Source organism: Dermacoccus sp. BD5, from assembly GCF_044878485.1.
In the GTDB taxonomy this organism is placed as follows: Bacteria; Actinomycetota; Actinomycetes; order Actinomycetales; family Dermatophilaceae; genus Dermacoccus; species Dermacoccus nishinomiyaensis.
The window spans coordinates 82,529-99,511 of record NZ_JANJER010000007.1 but is presented as its reverse complement, the minus strand read 5'-3'; the positions used below and the strand labels follow the sequence as shown (position 1 = coordinate 99,511).

At 70.2% G+C, this 16,983-nt stretch carries 12 protein-coding genes; 7 read left to right on the top strand and 5 right to left on the bottom strand.

The window, feature by feature from the left end; all coding sequences use genetic code 11:
- Positions 1 to 108 precede the first annotated feature (108 nt).
- From groL to NQ706_RS07225, 3 genes are all read left to right on the top strand, one after another.
- Positions 109 to 1,746 (top strand): chaperonin GroEL, encoded by a 1,638-nt coding sequence (groL, locus tag NQ706_RS07235; protein ID WP_006943711.1) that lies wholly within the window; start codon positions 109 to 111, stop codon positions 1,744 to 1,746.
- A 285-nt stretch (positions 1,747 to 2,031) separates the two neighbouring features.
- Entirely contained in the window at positions 2,032 to 2,709 is a 678-nt protein-coding gene (locus NQ706_RS07230; protein WP_081873729.1) for a PadR family transcriptional regulator, read from the top strand.
- Between the two features lie 49 nt (positions 2,710 to 2,758).
- Positions 2,759 to 4,903 (top strand): NADPH-dependent 2,4-dienoyl-CoA reductase, encoded by a 2,145-nt coding sequence (locus NQ706_RS07225; RefSeq protein ID WP_038569290.1) that lies wholly within the window; start codon positions 2,759 to 2,761, stop codon positions 4,901 to 4,903.
- Between the two features lie 53 nt (positions 4,904 to 4,956).
- Here NQ706_RS07225 and NQ706_RS07220 read toward each other — a convergent pair whose 3' ends face one another.
- Positions 4,957 to 5,253 carry a WXG100 family type VII secretion target gene (locus NQ706_RS07220; protein ID WP_006943722.1) on the bottom strand — a complete coding sequence of 99 codons (297 nt, stop codon included), beginning with the start codon at positions 5,251 to 5,253 and terminating at the stop codon, positions 4,957 to 4,959.
- A gap of 181 nt (positions 5,254 to 5,434) precedes the next feature.
- On the opposite strand from NQ706_RS07220, the gene NQ706_RS07215 reads away from it, so the two are divergent.
- Entirely contained in the window at positions 5,435 to 6,181 is a 747-nt protein-coding gene (locus tag NQ706_RS07215; protein ID WP_200874216.1) for an ABC transporter ATP-binding protein, read from the top strand.
- A gap of 1 nt (position 6,182) precedes the next feature.
- The gene (locus NQ706_RS07210) at positions 6,183 to 8,726 is read left to right on the top strand and encodes an ABC transporter permease (protein WP_038569289.1); all 2,544 of its coding nucleotides are present in this window, start codon (positions 6,183 to 6,185) and stop codon (positions 8,724 to 8,726) included.
- A gap of 11 nt (positions 8,727 to 8,737) precedes the next feature.
- Here NQ706_RS07210 and NQ706_RS07205 read toward each other — a convergent pair whose 3' ends face one another.
- The 4 genes from NQ706_RS07205 to NQ706_RS07190 all read right to left on the bottom strand — a co-directional run bounded on the left by NQ706_RS07205 (position 8,738) and on the right by NQ706_RS07190 (position 14,752).
- The gene (locus tag NQ706_RS07205) at positions 8,738 to 10,852 is read right to left on the bottom strand and encodes a HelD family protein (protein ID WP_404360647.1); all 2,115 of its coding nucleotides are present in this window, start codon (positions 10,850 to 10,852) and stop codon (positions 8,738 to 8,740) included.
- Positions 10,853 to 10,921: 69 nt separating this feature from the next.
- Entirely contained in the window at positions 10,922 to 12,382 is a 1,461-nt protein-coding gene (locus NQ706_RS07200) for a trypsin-like peptidase domain-containing protein (RefSeq protein WP_235181942.1), read from the bottom strand.
- Positions 12,383 to 12,476: 94 nt separating this feature from the next.
- Entirely contained in the window at positions 12,477 to 13,913 is a 1,437-nt protein-coding gene (locus tag NQ706_RS07195; protein ID WP_051806125.1) for a HAMP domain-containing sensor histidine kinase, read from the bottom strand.
- 134 nt (positions 13,914 to 14,047) lie between these two features.
- The gene (locus tag NQ706_RS07190) at positions 14,048 to 14,752 is read right to left on the bottom strand and encodes a response regulator transcription factor (RefSeq protein WP_038569284.1); all 705 of its coding nucleotides are present in this window, start codon (positions 14,750 to 14,752) and stop codon (positions 14,048 to 14,050) included.
- Between the two features lie 110 nt (positions 14,753 to 14,862).
- Here NQ706_RS07190 and NQ706_RS07185 point away from each other — a divergent pair, with 110 nt between their 5' ends.
- Both NQ706_RS07185 and NQ706_RS07180 read left to right on the top strand, forming a co-directional pair.
- Entirely contained in the window at positions 14,863 to 15,540 is a 678-nt protein-coding gene (locus tag NQ706_RS07185) for a hypothetical protein (protein WP_038569281.1), read from the top strand.
- A gap of 52 nt (positions 15,541 to 15,592) precedes the next feature.
- A complete protein-coding gene (locus tag NQ706_RS07180; RefSeq protein WP_038569279.1) occupies positions 15,593 to 16,876 on the top strand; it encodes an MFS transporter in 1,284 nt (427 codons plus the stop codon).
- Positions 16,877 to 16,983: the final 107 nt, after the last annotated feature.

Here is a 16,983-nt window from a genome sequence, read left to right as displayed (position 1 = left end):
GCAGCAGTGAGGGTTCGGGGCGCGCCGACATGACCGGCGCGTGATCGGGCCCGTCCGTCGCGGGCGCTGATGTGGTCGATCCGAACGTCACGTGGAGGAACCACAGCCATGGCCAAGACCATTGCTTTCGACGAGGAGGCCCGTCGCGGCCTCGAGCGCGGCATGAACACGCTCGCCGACGCCGTGAAGGTGACCCTCGGCCCCAAGGGCCGCAACGTCGTGCTGGAGAAGAAGTGGGGCGCCCCCACGATCACCAACGACGGTGTCTCGATCGCCAAGGAGATCGAGCTCGAGGACCCGTACGAGAAGATCGGCGCCGAGCTCGTCAAGGAAGTTGCGAAGAAGACCGACGACGTCGCCGGTGACGGCACGACGACGGCCACCGTCCTCGCCCAGGCGATGGTGCGCGAGGGTCTGCGCAACGTCGCGGCCGGCGCGAACCCGATGGCGCTGAAGCGCGGCATCCAGACGGCCGTCGACGCCGTCAGCAAGCAGCTGCTCGAGCACGCCCAGGAGATCGAGACCAAGGAGCAGATCGCTGCGACCGCGTCCATCTCCGCCGCTGACCCGCAGATCGGTGAGCTCATCGCCGAGGCGATGGACAAGGTCGGCAAGGAAGGCGTCATCACGGTCGAGGAGTCGAACACGTTCGGCCTCGACCTCGAGCTGACCGAGGGCATGCGCTTCGACAAGGGCTACATCTCGGGCTACTTCGTCACCGACACCGAGCGCATGGAGGCCGTCCTCGACGACCCGTACATCCTCATCGTCAACTCGAAGATCTCGAACATCAAGGACCTGCTGCCCGTCCTGGAGAAGGTCATGCAGTCCGGCAAGCCCCTCGCGATCATCGCCGAGGACGTCGAGGGCGAGGCCCTGTCGACGCTCGTCGTCAACAAGATCCGCGGCACGTTCAAGGCCGTCGCCGTCAAGGCTCCCGGCTTCGGCGACCGCCGCAAGGCGATGCTCGGTGACATCGCTATCCTCACGGGCGGCCAGGTCGTCTCCGAGGAGGTCGGCCTCAAGCTCGAGTCGACCGAGCTCGACATGCTCGGCCGCGCCCGCAAGATCGTCGTGACGAAGGATGAGACGACGATCGTCGAAGGTGCTGGCGACGACGAGCAGATCAAGGGCCGCGTGGCGCAGATCCGCGCCGAGATCGAGAACTCCGACTCCGACTACGACCGCGAGAAGCTGCAGGAGCGCCTCGCGAAGCTCGCCGGCGGCGTCGCCGTCATCAAGGCGGGTGCCGCGACGGAGGTCGAGCTCAAGGAGCGCAAGCACCGCATCGAGGACGCTGTGCGCAACGCGAAGGCAGCCGTCGAGGAGGGCATCGTTGCCGGTGGTGGCGTCGCGCTCATCCAGGCGACGAAGGACGCCGAGTCGGCCTTCTCCGCTCTCGAGGGCGACGAGGCGACGGGTGCGAACATCGTTCGCGTCGCTGCCGAGGCTCCGCTCAAGCAGATCTCGACGAACGCGGGCCTCGAGCCGGGCGTCATCGTCGAGAAGGTGCGCTCGCTTCCCGCCGGTCAGGGTCTGAACGCTGCGAGCGGTGAGTACGTCGACATGATCGCCTCGGGCATCATCGACCCGGCGAAGGTGACGCGTTCGGCGCTGGAGAACGCTGCGTCCATCGCGGCGCTGTTCCTCACGACCGAGGCCGTCATCGCTGACAAGCCGGAGAAGAACGCCGGCGCTGACGCTGCGGCGGGCATGGACGGTGGCATGGGCGGTATGGGCTTCTGACAAAAGCACGTACGCCACGGCTGGCGCCCCCCGAGCGAATGCGAGGACGGGGGCCGGCCGGAGCGGAGTGTGAGGAAGAAGCCCGAGAGAGCATGGGCTTCTGAGAAAGCGCGCCTCCACGGGCTGACGCCCGCCTGAGTGAATGCTCGGGCGGGCGTCAGCCTTTTGTCGTCCAGGGAGCACTTCCTCTCGCGATGTTGCCCGGGTATCGGGCGTGACGCGCCTCGAATCGCGGGCAACATCGAGGCGGTTGACATGCGCATCTGCGCATATGAAACTAAGTGCATGTCGTTGCAGCATGCGTTGCTCGTGTCCCTCGCCGAGCGCGAGGCGAGCGGGTATGACCTGACGCGGCGCTTCGACCGTTCGCTCGGGTTCTTCTGGAGCGCGACGCACCAGCAGATCTACCGCGTCCTCGCCAAGATGGCGGACGCAGGCCTCGTCGAGGTCCGCACCGAGGCGGGCGAGGGGCGCCCCGACCGTCGCGTCTACACGATCGCCCCGGCCGGTCGTGCGGAACTACTCGCGTGGACGCGCACACCCACCCCGAGCGAGACGCTGCGCTCCGAGTTCGCCGTCAAGGTGCGCGGCATGCGCTTCGGCGACGCGGACGCCGTCGTCGCCGACATCCGCCGTCATCGCGACGAGCACGCCGCCCAGCTCGCCTACTTCGAGGCCAACTGCGCGAGGCACTACCCCGATCCGTCATCCCTCAGCGACGAGGAGCGTCCGACCTACGCCGTCCTGCGCGGGGGAATCCGCACCGAACGCGCCATGCTCGAGTGGTGCGACGAGATCGTGGCGCTGCTGAGCGGCGAGACGCTGCCCACCTCCTGCGTGCAGGTGCACCCGGGTGCACCTGCACGCAGGGGTGAAGACGGTGATGAGGCCGAAAACCTGAATGTGGACGCCGACGGGAACCTCGCGGCGAGCGTCGCCGTGGACGACAGACCGCAGACGTGAACGACAGACAGCCCGACAACGAACGCACCCCAGCACCCGGGAGAACACGATGAGTTACGAGCACCTGCTCAGCCCCCTCGACGTCGGCGGCATCACGCTGAAGAACCGCGTCATGATGGGCTCGATGCACACCGGTTTCGAGGACAAGGCGAAGGACTTCCCGCAGCTCGCGCGCTACTTCGCGGCACGTGCGGAGGGTGGCGTCGCGCTCATGGTGACGGGCGGTTTCGCGCCGAACATCACCGGCCAGCTCGGCCCGATGGGTTCGATGCTGACGGCGAAGCGGCAGCTCGGGCGGCACAAGCTCGTCACCGACGCCGTCCACGAGCACGACGGGCGCATCGTCATGCAGATCCTGCACGCGGGCCGCTACGGCTATACGCCCTGGAGCAAGAGCGCGTCGAACAAGAAGTCGCCGATCACGCCGTTCGGCACGCGCGCGATGAGCACGAAGGACGTCGAGAAGACGATCCGCGACTACGCGAACTCGGCGCGCCTCGCGAAGGACGCCGGCTACGACGGCGTCGAGATCATGGGCTCCGAGGGCTACCTCATCAACCAATTCCTCGCCGCCCGCACGAACGACCGCACCGACCGTTTCGGTGGCTCCGCCGAGAAGCGCATGACGCTGCCGCGCGAGATCGCGCGCGCCGTCCGCGATGCCGCCGGCGACGACTTCCTCGTCCTGTACCGCATCTCCGTGGCCGACCTCGTCGACAACTCCCAGACGTTCGAGGAGATCGCGACGCTCGCGCAGCACCTGCAGGGTGACGTGTCGATGTTCAACTCCGGCATCGGCTGGCACGAGGCGCGCATCCCGACGATCGTGACGTCGGTGCCGCGCGCCGCGTTCGCGTGGGCGACGGGCAAGCTGCGCGCCGCGGTCGACATCCCCGTCATCGCGAGCAACCGCATCAACACCCCCGAGGTGGGCGAGCAGATCATCGCGGACGGTCTCGCGGACATGGTCTCGATGGCGCGTCCGCTGCTCGCGGACCCCGACTTCGTCAAGAAGGCGCAGGCGGGCCGCGCCGACCTGATCAACACGTGCATCGCGTGCAACCAGGCGTGCCTCGACCACACGTTCAGCGGCAAGAAGGTGAGCTGCCTCGTCAACCCGCAGGCCGGACGCGAGGGCGAGCTCGTCCTGCTGCCCGTGCCGAAGCCGCGCGCCAAGCGCGTCGCCGTCGTCGGCGCGGGCCCCGCCGGGCTCGCCGCCGCGACGAACCTCGCCGAGCGCGGCCACGACGTCACCCTCTTCGAGGCACGCGACCACCTCGGCGGCCAGTTCCGTCTCGCGATGAACATCCCCGGCAAGGAGGAGTTCGCCGAGACGCTGCGCTACTTCATGACGCGGCTGGACGAGTTGAAGGTCGACGTCCGCCTCTCGACACGTGCCGACGCCGAAACGCTCGACGGTTACGACCACGTCGTCCTCGCCACGGGCGTGACGCCGCGTCGCCCCGCCATCGAGGGCATTGACCACGCGAAGGTCGTCATGTACGACGAGTTGCTGCGCGGTGAGAAGGTCGCCGGTGAGCGCGTCGCCGTCGTCGGTGCCGGTGGCATCGGCTTCGACGTCAGCGAGTACCTGCTGCACGAGCCGCACGAGAACCTCAAGCACTGGATGGAGCGCTGGGGCGTCACCGAGTCGGAGAACGTGCCCGGCAACATCGTCGAGAAGGTCACGGAGAAGCCGCGCCGCCAGGTCTACCTCGTGCAGCGCAAGCACGCCGCGCTCGGCAAGGGCCTGGGCAAGACGAGCGGCTGGGTGCACCGCCAGACGCTCAAGGACTCGAAGGTCGAGTTCATCGGCGGCGCCACCTACGACAAGGTCGACGACGCCGGCCTGCACCTGACGATCACGCCCACGCCGCCGCGCGCCGTCGGGCCGCTGACGAAGGCGTCGAAGAAGACGGGCCTGCCCCTGACGATGGTGCCGCAGCTCAAGGCCCTCGACGCGAAGTACGCGAGCGTCCCCGCCGAGGCGAAGGCGAAGTTCGAGGGCCAGGAGCCGACCAAGCGCGTGCTCGACGTCGACACCGTCGTCATCTGCGCGGGTCAGGAGTCGGTGGCCGACACGTTCGGTCTCGACCCGGCGAAGGTCACCGTCATCGGCGGTGCCGACGTCGCCGCAGAGCTCGACGCGAAGCGCGCCATCAAGCAGGCCACGGAGCTCGCCGCGGCGCTGTGACGAACCGTCGGGCCCGACACGTCGTCGGGCCCGACGGCCGGCAGGTGCCGCGCTCAGGCGGTGACCCAGCGGCGCACGTTGTTGTCCTCCGCCGTCGAGTACTCGCTGCTCGTGAGGTGCAGCGTCGAGCTGATCGTGTCGAGCGTCGACTTCAGCTTGTTCATGTCGGTGTTCCACGTCGTCATGAGCGAGGTGAAGTTCGTCTGCGCCGAACCCTTCCACTGCGTCTGCAGCGTCGTCAGCTTCGTGTTGAGGTTCGTCAGAGACGTCTCGAGGTCGGTGACGAGCGTCGCGGTGTCGGTGCCGTGAGCGGAGATCGCGTCGGAGTCGACGGTGTACTGCGATGCCATGATGTGCCTTTCGTGGGGCGCGCGGGCTGCTCCCGTGGCGCTTGCCTCCGACGGTAGGCCGACGGCGCCCACCCGTGCTTCGGGCCGTCCACAGAGCCACGCAGCCGTCACAGCTGTGGATGAACGAGCCTGTCTCGCGGCCCGGGGGACGGTTGTCGGAGTGGACAGCTACCTTGGCATCATGACGAAGCGTGTGGTGGCAGCCGAGGCCGACGGCCTGACGATGGCCTACGGCGAGGATGACGCCCGGGTGCTCGCCCTCGACGGGGTGAGCCTCGAGCTGTTCGAAGGGGAGTTCACCGCCGTCATGGGCCCGAGCGGCTCGGGCAAGTCGACGCTCATGCACTGCCTCGCGGCGCTGGAGACACCGACGTCGGGGCGGGTTTTCATCGGTGACATCGAGGTCAGCTCCCTCGACGACAAGCGCCTCACGCGGCTGCGGCGCGACCACATCGGCTTCATCTTCCAATCGTTCAACCTCGTGCCGACGCTGACGGCGCGCGAGAACATCATGCTGCCCGCCTCGATCGCGGGCAGAAAGGTCGATCAAGAGCTGTTCGACGACGTCATCGACGCCGTCGGCCTGCGCGAACGGCTCGGGCACCGCCCGAGCCAGCTGTCCGGCGGCCAGCAGCAGCGCGTCGCGTGCGCGCGGGCGCTCGTCACGCAGCCCGACATCATCTTCGCGGACGAACCGACCGGCAACCTCGACTCCCGCTCAGGCGAAGAGGTGCTGTCGTTCCTGCGCCGCAGCGTCGACCGACTCGGCCAGACCATCGTCATGGTGACGCACGACCCCGTCGCCGCGGGCTTCACCGACCGCGTCGTCTTCCTCGCGGACGGACGCGTCGTCGACGAGATGCGTGAGCCGACGTCCGAGCGCGTCCTCGATCGCATGAAGGCGTTCGACGCCGCCGCGAGGCGCTGACGTGCTCACCACCTCGCTCAAGGCCGTCTGGGCGCGCAAGCTGCGCCTGCTCATGAGCACGTTCGCGATCGTGCTCGGCGTCGCGTTCGTCGCCGGCTCGCTCATGTTCACCGACTCCCTCAACCGCGCGTTCAGCGGCATCATGAACGGCACCGTCGGCGACGCCACCGTGCGTGCCACCCAGGACGCCTCGCAGCACTCGCGCGGCGGCGACACGCGCACGATCGGCCCCGACGTCCTCGCCAAGGCGCGCTCGGCCAAGGGCGTCGCGCAGGTCGACGGCGTCGTCTCGTCGATGAGCGCCACCGTCCTCGCGAAGAACGGCAAGGTCATCGGCGGCCAGGGGGCGCCCGCGTTCGGGGTGAACTACCACGACGCACGCGCCGCCGACGGCGTGCCCGGGCTGCACATCACGCAGGGGCGGGCACCGACGTCGGCGGGGGAGATCGCGCTCGATGCGAAGACAGCCGAACGCGGCGGCTACCACCTGGGCGACACCGTCAGCATCCTGACTTCGGGCCAGACGCCGCGCTGGTCCGGCCGGCTCGTCGGGTACGCGAGCTACCCGAACGGCTCGATGGTGGGCTCGACGCTCGCGGTCGTCGACACGAAGACTGCGCAGCAGTTGTTCCTCGACGGCAAGGACGCCTACACCTCGTTGTGGGTCCAGGCGCGCCCCGGGGTGTCGCAGAGCACCGTCGTCGAGCAGATCAAACCGTTCGTGCCGAAGGGTTTCGAGGCGGTCACCGGCAAGCAGGCCTCCGACGAGGCCGCGAGCGGCATCAAGAAGGCGCTGTCGTTCATCACGACGTTCCTGCTCGTGTTCGCGGGCGTCGCGCTGCTCGTCGGCTCGTTCCTCATCGTCAACACCTTCGGCATCCTCGTCGCGCAACGCAGCCGCGAACTCGCGCTCCTGCGGGCACTCGGCGCGTCGTCACGCCAGGTCCTCGCCAGCGTGCTCGTCGAAGCGCTCGTCGTCGGCCTCGTGGGTTCACTCGTCGGCATCGGGGTCGGCGTGCTGCTCGCGAAGGGCATCTCAGCGCTGCTCTCAGCGCTGGGCGCCGACATCGACACCGGTGGGCTCGTCCTCGAACCGCGCACAGTGGCGGTGTCGCTGCTCGTCGGGCTCGGCGTGACGGCGCTCGCCGCCTGGCTGCCGGCGCGGCGAGCCTCGCGCATCTCGCCGATCGCGGCGATGCGCGACGACCAGGTCGAACCCGAGCAGACGGTGCGCCGCCGCGCCGTCGTCGGGGCAGTCGTCTTCGTCGTCGGTGCAGCCCTGGCCGCCTGGAAGCTCGCGGCCGACACCTCGATCTGGGTGTTCGTCGCGGGCATGGTGCTCATGCTGTTCGGCACGATCTCGGCGACGCCGGTGCTCGCGCGTCCCGTCGTGCGCGCGATCGCCGCCGTGGCGCGCCCGCGCTCGGGCATCGTCGCACAGCTCGCGGCCGAGAACAGCCTGCGCAACCCGCGCCGCACCGCGGCGACCGCGTCGGCCCTCATGATCGGCATGGCGCTCGTGTCGATGATGACGGTGTTCGGCGCGTCCGCCTCGGGCAGCGTGGATGCCCTCATCGCGAAGAACTTCCGCGGCGACTACGTCGTCAGTGGGCAGTTCTCCGAGCCGATCTCCGCCTCCATCGCGACGCGGATGCGCAGCGTCGACGGCGTACAGACCGTCTCGCGCCTGCGTCTGGGTGACGGCACGTTCAACGATGCGCCCGCGACGATCGAAGGCGTCGACGCCGCCACGTTCCGTCAGGTCGCACCCGTCGAACTCAACTCCGGCAAGGACGCCCTCGATGATCGCTCCGTGCTCATCTCGTCGGAGAAGGCGAAGGCGTACGGCATCTCGGTCGGAGACGTGACGCGCCTGACGATCGGCAGAGCGAACGTCAAGCGCCTCACCGTCATCGGCATCTTCGACCGTGACGCGAGCCCGCGCGCGGCGGACTACGTCATCAGCATGCCGACGTTCGAGACGGTGGGCGGCTCGACGAAGGACAACACCCTCTACGTGCTGCGCCGACCCGGCGCGGATGCGGCGAACGTCAAGAAGGGGCTCGACTCGGTCGTCGTCGATCTGCCGACCGTCACGGTCAAGGATCAGGCCGGCTACGCCGCCGAGCAGCGAGCCCCGATCGACACGATGCTCGTGCTCATCTACGGCCTGCTCGGTCTCGCCATCGTCATCGCGGTGCTCGGCATCATCAACACGCTCGCGCTGTCCGTCATCGAACGCACCCGCGAGATCGGCCTGTTGCGCGCCGTCGGCCTGGCCCGCTCGCAGTTGCGCTCCATGGTGCGCCTCGAGGCGGTGACGATCTCGCTCGTCGGCGCCGTCATCGGTGTCGTGCTCGGCACGATCTTCGGGGTGTTGTTCCAGCGCACGCAGGCGAACTCGGGCGTCGACGTGCTCGTCATTCCGTGGCTGCGGCTCGCGCTCTTCCTCCTGCTCGCCGCCCTCGTCGGCGTCCTCGCCGCCTGGTGGCCGGCACGGCGCGCCGCGAAACTCAACGTTCTCGCCGCGATCAGCGCGCCGTGATCGGTGCGCTCTCACGACGTCAGCGGCGCCGGGATCGGGCGCGCGTGGACGACACTCAGGGCGCTGACGGCGCGCGTCAGCACGACATAGAGACGCCGCAGGCCGGTCGCCTCATCGGGTTCGGCGTCCGCGATGTCGGCGGGTTCGACGACGATGACGCGGTCGAACTCGAGGCCCTTCGCGACCTGCGCGGGCACGAGCTCGACCTGATGGTCGGCGTCGTCACCGTGATCCGCGCCGAGGCGCCCGAAGCCGATGCCGGCGTGCGTCAGCGCCTCCGCGATGTCGTCGAGCGCGCCGGGGACGGCGATGACGCCGACCGACCCGGGCGTCGTCGTCGCATGGCGCACCGCATTCGTGACGGCGGCCGCGAGCGTGTCGGGGCCAGTCTCGACGAGGTCGAGTTCGCCGCGGTTGCTGCGCACCGACTGCGGTGCGGCGAGGCCGGGCGCGATGACGGGCAGCAGCTGCGAGGCGTACTCGACGACGGCAGCGGGCACGCGGAAGCCCTGCAGCAGCTCCTCGAGGTGGAAGTCGCTCTTGCCGAGGTGTGTCATCGTCGCAGTCCATGACCCCGGTGCCCACGGCGTCGTCGCCTGCGCGACGTCACCGAGCACCGTCGCCGAGCCCGTCGAGCAGCGGCGCCCGACGCCGCGCAGCTGCATCGCCGACAGATCCTGCGCCTCGTCGACGATGACGTGCCCAAGGCTGGTCGTGCGTTCGATGCAGTCGGCCGCCTCGTCGAGCAGCGCGAGGTCGGCCGGTGACCACTTCGCGGACCCCTTGGTGCGCGGCGGCTTCTCCCACACCGCGCTCACCTCCTCGTGCGGGTCGAGGTCGCCGTCGGCGCACTCGTGCAGGAAGTCGGCGTCCGCCAGGAGGCGGTGGACGACGCCGGCGGCGTCGAGCTGCGGCCACAGGGCCTTGACGTACGCCTTCACCGGCGCGCTGCGGGCGATGGAATCCTGGACGCGATCGTCGGGGGAATCGCCCGCGGCCTCGAGCTGCAGCATGACGCTGTGCGCGAGGCGCTGCGCCATCATCGCCCGCGCGGCCTCGTATCGCACGCCGCGCGAACGGAGTTCGGCGACGATCTCGGCCACCTCGTACGCGGGCACCCGCCAGCGTCGCGCGCCACGGGGGACGACGAGCGCCTCGTCGGGCTGCCCGACGTGGGCCCACACCGCGCGGTGGATGATGCCGGCCCACCGCGCATCGCCCTTGAGGACCGCGACCTGCGCCTCGTCCGCGCCGCGCACGAGCCAGCGTCGGTTCTTCGGGGTGTCGTCGCGGTAGCTGCCGTCGAGGAGCGTCTCGATCGTCGCGTGCGCGACGCGCGCTTCGCCGAGCGACGGCAGCACCGCGGAGATGTGGTCGAGGAACGCCGTGTTCGGGCCGACGACGAGGACGCCGGCGCGATCGAGGCGGGCGCGGAACGAGTACAGCAGCCACGCCGCGCGGTGCAGGCCGACAGCGGTCTTGCCGGTGCCGGGCGCGCCCTGGATGCAGACGGTGGTCGCGACGTCGGCGCGCACGAGCGCGTCCTGCTCGGGCTGGATCGTCGAGACGATGTCGCGCATCGGGCCCGAGCGGGGGCGTTCGATCTCGGCGGCGAGGATGTCGCTGCCCGCCCGATCGTCGGCGCCCGCCTCGTCGCTGCCCCCAGGAGCATCGAGACGCTCGTCCTCGTACGCCGTCAGCTCGCCGCGTTCGACGCCGAAGCGCCGGCGCAGCGACACGCCCATCGGTTCGGCAGGGGAGGCTCGGTAGAACGCCGTCGACACGGGCGCCCGCCAGTCGATGACGAGCGGGTCGCCGGCCTCGTCGGAGACGTGGCGGCGCCCGACGTAGAGCTCCTCGACGCGCGCGGCGTCACCCGCGGCCGGGTCGCGCCAGTCGATGCGGCCGAAGAAGAGCGTCGTCGACGGGTCGTCGGTCAGCGCCGCGACGCGGCGGGCGAGCGTGGCCCCGAGCGCCTCGCCGCTGACGGCGTCGCTGGCCCGCGACGCGTCGAGCGAGGCGGCCGAATCGCGCATGCGCGCGAGTTGGGCGCGTGCGGCGGCCAGGTGGGCGCGTTCGTGGTCGAGGACGGGGTCGAGCGCAGGCTCGAGCACGGGAGCGGGCATGGCGAACCACCTTCGGGCAGTGGAGGCAGAATCCCTCACTCTACGCGTGGCACCCGTTGCGCGGAGCGCTCACTTCTGGACGTCGGACTGAGCTCCCAGCGTCACCGAGACCTCCTGCTGGCGACCGTCGCGGATGATCGTCAGCTTGACGGCGCTGCCGACGGTACGCGAGCGCACCTGACCGACGAGCGCGTTGGGCGAGGTGACGGGTTCGCCGTCGATCGCGGTGATCGCGTCGTCCTTGCGCAGCCCCGCCTTGGCGGCGCCGCTGCCGGGGGCGACGGACGCGACCTTCGCCGCCGTCAGCGTCGCGTTGCCGCTCTTGACCTCCGTCGGCGACGTGCCGATGCCGAGCAGCGCGTGCTCGGCCTTGCCCTTGGCGATGAGCTGGCCCGAGATGTTCTTCACGACGTTGCTCGGGATGGCGAAGCCGATGCCGATGTTGCCGCTCTGGCCGCCCGAGGCGCCGTTCGACAGCGACGCGATCGAGGAGTTGATGCCGATCAGCTTGCCGCTGCCGTTGACGAGCGCGCCACCCGAGTTGCCCGGGTTGATCGCGGCGCTCGTCTGGATCGCGTTCGTCACGACGGTCGAGGTCGACGTCGAGGAGCTGTCGGATTCGCTCTCGCTCGTCGTCACCGGCCGGTCGAGGGCGGAGACGATGCCCGTCGTCACGGTGCCTGCGAGGCCGAGGGGGTTGCCGACAGCCATGACGGGCTGACCGACGACGAGCTTGCTGTCGTCGGCCATCTCGACGGGGTGCAGGTCCGGGACGTCCTTGATGCGGATGACGGCGAGGTCGGTGGACGGGTCGGTGCCGACGACGCTCGCCGGGTAGGTGCGGTTGTTGTTGAGCGTGACGGTGACGGTCGCGTTCGACCCGGCGCCGCTGACGACGTGGTTGTTCGTCACGATGTTGCCGCTCTTGTCGAGCACGACGCCGGAGCCCTCGCCGCCGCTGGAGCCGGAGCTGACGTCGATCGAGACGACGCTCGGGTTGACCTTCGCGGCCGTCGCCGACCAGTTGATCGCGCCGGCGTCGGCGAAGTCGGCCGGGTCGGCCTTGATGACCGTCGAGTTACCGCCGCCCGAGACGGCGCCGGTGTCGTCGTGCTGGACGACGGCATACGTCCCGGCTGATGCGAGGGCCGCCGCGAGGAGCGAGGCCGCACCGATCTGCGCGAGGCCGCGCCCGCCGCGTCCCGAACGGCCGCCACCGGCAGGCTGCGAGCCGACGCCGTAGGCCGCGCCCGGCTGCCCGTATCTCGGCTGTTGCTGGCCAGGCTGCGCGTGGCTCGGCTGCCCGTACCCCGGCTGTGCCCAGGGCTGTTGATAACCGGGCTGAGGCCCGGACATCGGCGCGGGGGCGGACGCCGGCATCGCACCGTCGGGCGGGGCGTCGAGGCGGGCCGGTTCGGAGCGGATCACCTGCGTGTCGTCAGGGCGTGGAGCCTGGCCCGGCAGCTGGTGACGGCGGGCGCCGTCCGGTCGCTCGTCGGGGTTCGGGGCGCTGTCGGGCGTCTCGGTCATGGCACTGCTCCTGGTCTCGGATCGGCGCTGACGCGGGCTGCGTCGGCCGATGCGCTGAGGGGGCCTCTCGGGTCACGAGAGTAGTCAGTCGAGGCTATTCCACGTCATCAGTCTCGTCGGCAACGTGATGCGAGCTGTGCTGCGCCTGTGAATCCGGCGCGGCGAGCGGCAGACTGACGACGAACGTCGCGCCCCCGCCGGGGGTTTCGCGCATGCTCACCTCACCGTCGTGGGCGGCGACGATCGCGGCGACGATCGACAGGCCGAGGCCGGTGCTGCCGCTCGCGCGGTTGCGGGCGACGTCGGCACGGTAGAAGCGTTCGAAGATGCGGCCACGCATGTCGGCGGGGATGCCGGGGCCGTGGTCGGCGACCTCGACGACGGCGCGCCCGTCGACCGCACCGACGCCGACCTCGATGGGTTCGGTGCCCGGAGCGTAGCGTTCGGCGTTGCTCACGAGGTTCGTCATCACCTGGCGCAGGCGCTGCTCGTCTGCGCTGATGATGACGGGGCCCAGGCCGCCGCCGAGCCCGTGCAGTGCGAAGCGGCGCTCGCCGTCCCCGCGGGCCTCTGCGTCGCTCACGGCGTCCGCGGCGATGACGGTGAGGTCGACGTCGTGATGGCGTCGCGGCGTGCCGGGCGCGGTGGCCCCGATCGTCGCGGCGCGCTGCTCCGTCTCGAGGCGAGAGAGCAGGAGCAGGTCGTCGACCATTGCGCTCATGCGTTTCGCCTCGTCCTCGATGCGGCGGAAGCCGGCGGCGACGTCGTCGGGGTCGCTCACCGCGCCCTGACGGTACAGCTCGGCGTAGCCGCGGACGGTGGCGAGGGGAGTGCGCAGCTCGTGCGAGGCGTCTGCGACGAAGGAGCGCATGCTCTCCTCGCTGCGATCCTTGATCTCCATCGAGCGTTCGACCTGGCTGAGCATGACGTTGAGCGAGCGCGCGAGGCTCTCCATCTCGTCGGCGGAGTCGGGGTTGGGGACGCGGCGTGTCAGGTCGCCCGCGGCGATGGCGGCGGCGGTGTCCTCGATGGCTCGCAGTGGCCGCATCGCCCGCCGCACCGCCCACAGCGCCGCAAGCGTCGCGAACAGCAGCGCGATCGCGCTGACGCCGATGGTGAGCACCTGCATGCGTCGCACGACGGTGTCGACGTTCGCCATGCTGACGGCGACGGCGTACGGCTCGCCGGTGGTCTCGTCGATGCCTTCGACGACGCGCCACGACACGGTGCTCTCGCCCTGCGAGTGGACGGTGTAGGGGTGCCCGCCGTGCGCGATGGCGCTGGCCTTCGTCACGTCGGGGAAGTCGGGGCGGGGCCCCGTGGCGGGGACGAAGTCGTTCGTCTCCTGCGCGCCGACGATGCGGACGGCGTACACGTTGACGGGCACGGCGCTCGTCACGCGCGCGTGCTCGGCCTGTTGCTGGATCGTCGAGGCGACGAGGGTGGGCGCGGCGGCGACGAGGTCGGCGTCCTCGCGTTGGACGAGGTAGCTCTGCAGCTGCCAGGACCCGGCAGTGCCGACGACGAACATCGCTGCGCCGAGCAGGCCGGCGAGGACGGCGACGATGCGGGCGCGCAGCGGCCAGCGGTGGACGCCGCGCCGCAGTCGCAGGTACTGCTGGCGCAGCGTGTAGCCGTCGGGGGAGACCAGGGGGATCGCCTGCGTCAGCGCGGTTCGCGCAACACGTATCCGACGCCGCGCTTGGTGTGGATGAGCGGTTCGAGACCGTCGACGTCGATCTTGCGGCGCAGGTAGGAGATGTACGACTCGACGATGCCGGCCTCACCGCGGAAGTCGTAGTCCCACACGTGGTCGAGGATCTGGGCCTTGCTCACGACGCGACCGGCGTTGAGCATGAGGTAGCGCAGCAGCTTGAACTCGGTGGGGGAGACGTCGATGACGCGGCCCGCGCGGCGCACCTCGTGGCTGTCGTCGTCGAGCTCGAGGTCGCCGACGGTGACGGTGGGGCCGTCCGAGTCGTCGGCCTTCGTGCGGCGAAGGACCGCGCGGATGCGCGCGACGACCTCTTCGAGGCTGAACGGTTTCGTGATGTAGTCGTCGCCGCCGACGGTGAGGCCCTTGACGGTGTCGTCGACGGAGTCGCGGGCGGTGAGGAAGACGATCGGCAGTTCGCGTCCGCCCTCGCGCAGGCGGCTCGTGACGGCGAAGCCGTCCATGTCGGGAAGCATGACGTCGAGCACGGCGAGGTCGAACTCCCGCGTCGCGGCGAGGGCCAGCCCTTCGCTGCCGGTGCCGGCGACGGAGACGTCGAAACCGGCGAACTTCATGCTCGTGGCGAGCAGTTCGCGGATGTTGGTGTCGTCCTCGACGATGAGGATGCGTGCTTCGGGCGTGCTCATGCCTGTCATTCTCGCCCGCCCGACTGGACGTTCGCTGGAAGTCGGCTGGAGAAGGTGGCCCCTACGATGGGACGGCATGCAGCGGCACGCACCCGATCCTGATGGAGAGAAGGCACGTCATGGGGCTCAAGTTCTACGCCGATCGCGGTTCGCGCCGCACCCGTCAGATCGTGGCCGACGTGGCCCTCGCGCTGTGGTGCGTCCTCGCGATCTGGGCGGGTACCGTCGTTCACGACCGGGCGCTCGTGGCGCAGAGCGGCGCGCAGAAGCTCGAGCACGGCAGCTCCAGCCTGGCGCTCGACATGACGGACGCGGCGAATGCCGTCGCGAAGGTCCCGTTCGTCGGTTCCGAGGTGCGCACCCCGTTCGACAAGGCCGCCGGCACGGCGACGGACATGGCCGGCTCGGGGCACGACCTCGCGACGGGGCTGGGCCGCTTCGCCGTCCTGCTCGGGGTCCTGACGGCGGCGCTGCCGATCGTCCTCGCGCTCGTGCCGTGGCTGCTGACGCGCCTGCGCTACGCCGTCACCGCGGGGCGCCTCGCCCGCCTGCGTTCCATGCCGGGCGGACGCCGGTTGCTCGCGCTCGAAGCGCTGACGAGCGCCTCGCCCCGTGCGCTCGCCGCCATCGACGACGACGTCGCCCGCGCCTGGCAGGACGACGACCCCGAGGCGACGCGCAAGCTCGCCGACCTCTCGCTCGCGACGTACGGGCTGCGGCTCAGGGACGACGTGCTCGAGAACGGCGTGCGCGAGGAGGACGTGCTCGACGGCGGCGCGACCGACGCCGAAGAATGATCGAAAAGGAATATTCCGGGCGGGGCAGGTGTTGACGAGACTGCCGTCAGCCATGTCGTCCCGAGGAGTCACCACGAGCCCCACCTTCGCCTCGTTGTCCATCCGCAACTATCGCCTCTACGCGAGCGGCGCGCTCGTGTCGAACGTCGGCACGTGGATCGGGCGCGTGACGCAGGACTGGGTCGTCCTCACCGAACTGACGCACCACGACGCCGCCGCGCTCGGCGCGATCACCGCGACGCAGTTCGCGCCCGTCGTCCTTCTCGCCCCGTTCGCCGGATCCCTCGCGGACGCCTACCCCAAGCGGCGTCTGCTCATGCTGAGCCAGAGCGCGCTCGCGGTGACGTCGCTCGTGCTCGCGGGACTGCTGCTGACGGGCTCGGCGACGCTCGCGAGCGTCTTCGGCATCGCCCTCGTGCAGGGCATCGCGACGGCCCTCGACAACCCGACGCGTCAGGCGTTCGTCTCCGAACTCGTGCCCGAGGGGCACCTGACGAACGCCGTCGGTCTCAACTCGGCGTCGTTCAACGCGGCGCGCCTCATCGGCCCCGGCGTCGCGGGTCTGCTCATCGCGGGCATCGGCACAGGCTGGGCGATGGTGCTCAACGCGGCGTCGTTCGTCGCCGTCCTCGCCGCGCTGCTCGCGATGAATCCGCGCGAACTACGGCCGGCGCCCCGACGGCGTGGCCGCGGCGGGGTGCGCGAAGGTTTCGCCTACGTGAGTCGGCGGCGCGACCTGCAGCTCATCATGGGTCTCGTGTTCGTGCTCGGCACGTTCGGCATGAACTTCCAGATCACGACGGCGCTCATGGCGACGAGCGTCTTCCACGCCGACGCGCGCGCCTACGGCATCATCTCGTCGGTGATGGCGGTGGGGTCGCTGGCCGCGGCGCTGCTCGCGGCCCGGCGCAAGTCGCCGTCACTGCGGCTGCTGCTCGCGGCGCTCGCCGGGTTCACGGTGTTCTCCGCACTCGCCGCGATGGCGCCGAACGTGTGGCTGTTCGGCGCGTTCCTCGTGCCCGTCGGGTTGTGTGCGCTGACGGCGTTGACGACGGCGAACGCGAGCGTCCAGCTCTCCGTCGACCCGCAGCTGCGCGGGCGCGTCATGGCGCTCTACATGGCGATCCTCATGGGCGGCACGCCGGTCGGCGCGCCGCTCATCGGGTGGATCGGCAACACCTTCGGCGCCCGCGCGACGATCGCCGTCGGCAGCGTCGCGGTCGGCGTCGCGACGCTCGTCGCCGGCCTCGCCCTGATGCGGGTGCGGCACTACGCCGCGAGCGACGTCATCGCGATGCGGCCCACCCATCTCGCGGTGAGAGAATCGGCGACATGACCCCGAAGACCCGCCGACTCATCGTCATCATCGCCCTCGCCGCGTTCGTGCTCGTGCCGCTCGTGGCGCAGCTCGCGAACTGAGGCCCGGCCCTTCGGGTATGTGGC

Coding starts and splice junctions, on each gene's coding strand:
- NQ706_RS07180 (WP_038569279.1), top strand. CDS start 15,593: ATGTCGTCCCGAGGAGTCACCACGAGCCCCACCTTCGCCTCGTTGTCC.
- NQ706_RS07195 (WP_051806125.1), bottom strand. CDS start 13,913: ATGTTCGTCGTCGGCACTGCCGGGTCCTGGCAGCTGCAGAGCTACCTC.
- NQ706_RS07225 (WP_038569290.1), top strand. CDS start 2,759: ATGAGTTACGAGCACCTGCTCAGCCCCCTCGACGTCGGCGGCATCACG.
- groL (WP_006943711.1), top strand. CDS start 109: ATGGCCAAGACCATTGCTTTCGACGAGGAGGCCCGTCGCGGCCTCGAG.
- NQ706_RS07215 (WP_200874216.1), top strand. CDS start 5,435: ATGACGAAGCGTGTGGTGGCAGCCGAGGCCGACGGCCTGACGATGGCC.
- NQ706_RS07230 (WP_081873729.1), top strand. CDS start 2,032: ATGTCGTTGCAGCATGCGTTGCTCGTGTCCCTCGCCGAGCGCGAGGCG.
- NQ706_RS07185 (WP_038569281.1), top strand. CDS start 14,863: ATGGGGCTCAAGTTCTACGCCGATCGCGGTTCGCGCCGCACCCGTCAG.
- NQ706_RS07220 (WP_006943722.1), bottom strand. CDS start 5,253: ATGGCATCGCAGTACACCGTCGACTCCGACGCGATCTCCGCTCACGGC.
- NQ706_RS07200 (WP_235181942.1), bottom strand. CDS start 12,382: ATGACCGAGACGCCCGACAGCGCCCCGAACCCCGACGAGCGACCGGAC.
- NQ706_RS07205 (WP_404360647.1), bottom strand. CDS start 10,852: ATGCCCGCTCCCGTGCTCGAGCCTGCGCTCGACCCCGTCCTCGACCAC.
- NQ706_RS07190 (WP_038569284.1), bottom strand. CDS start 14,752: ATGACAGGCATGAGCACGCCCGAAGCACGCATCCTCATCGTCGAGGAC.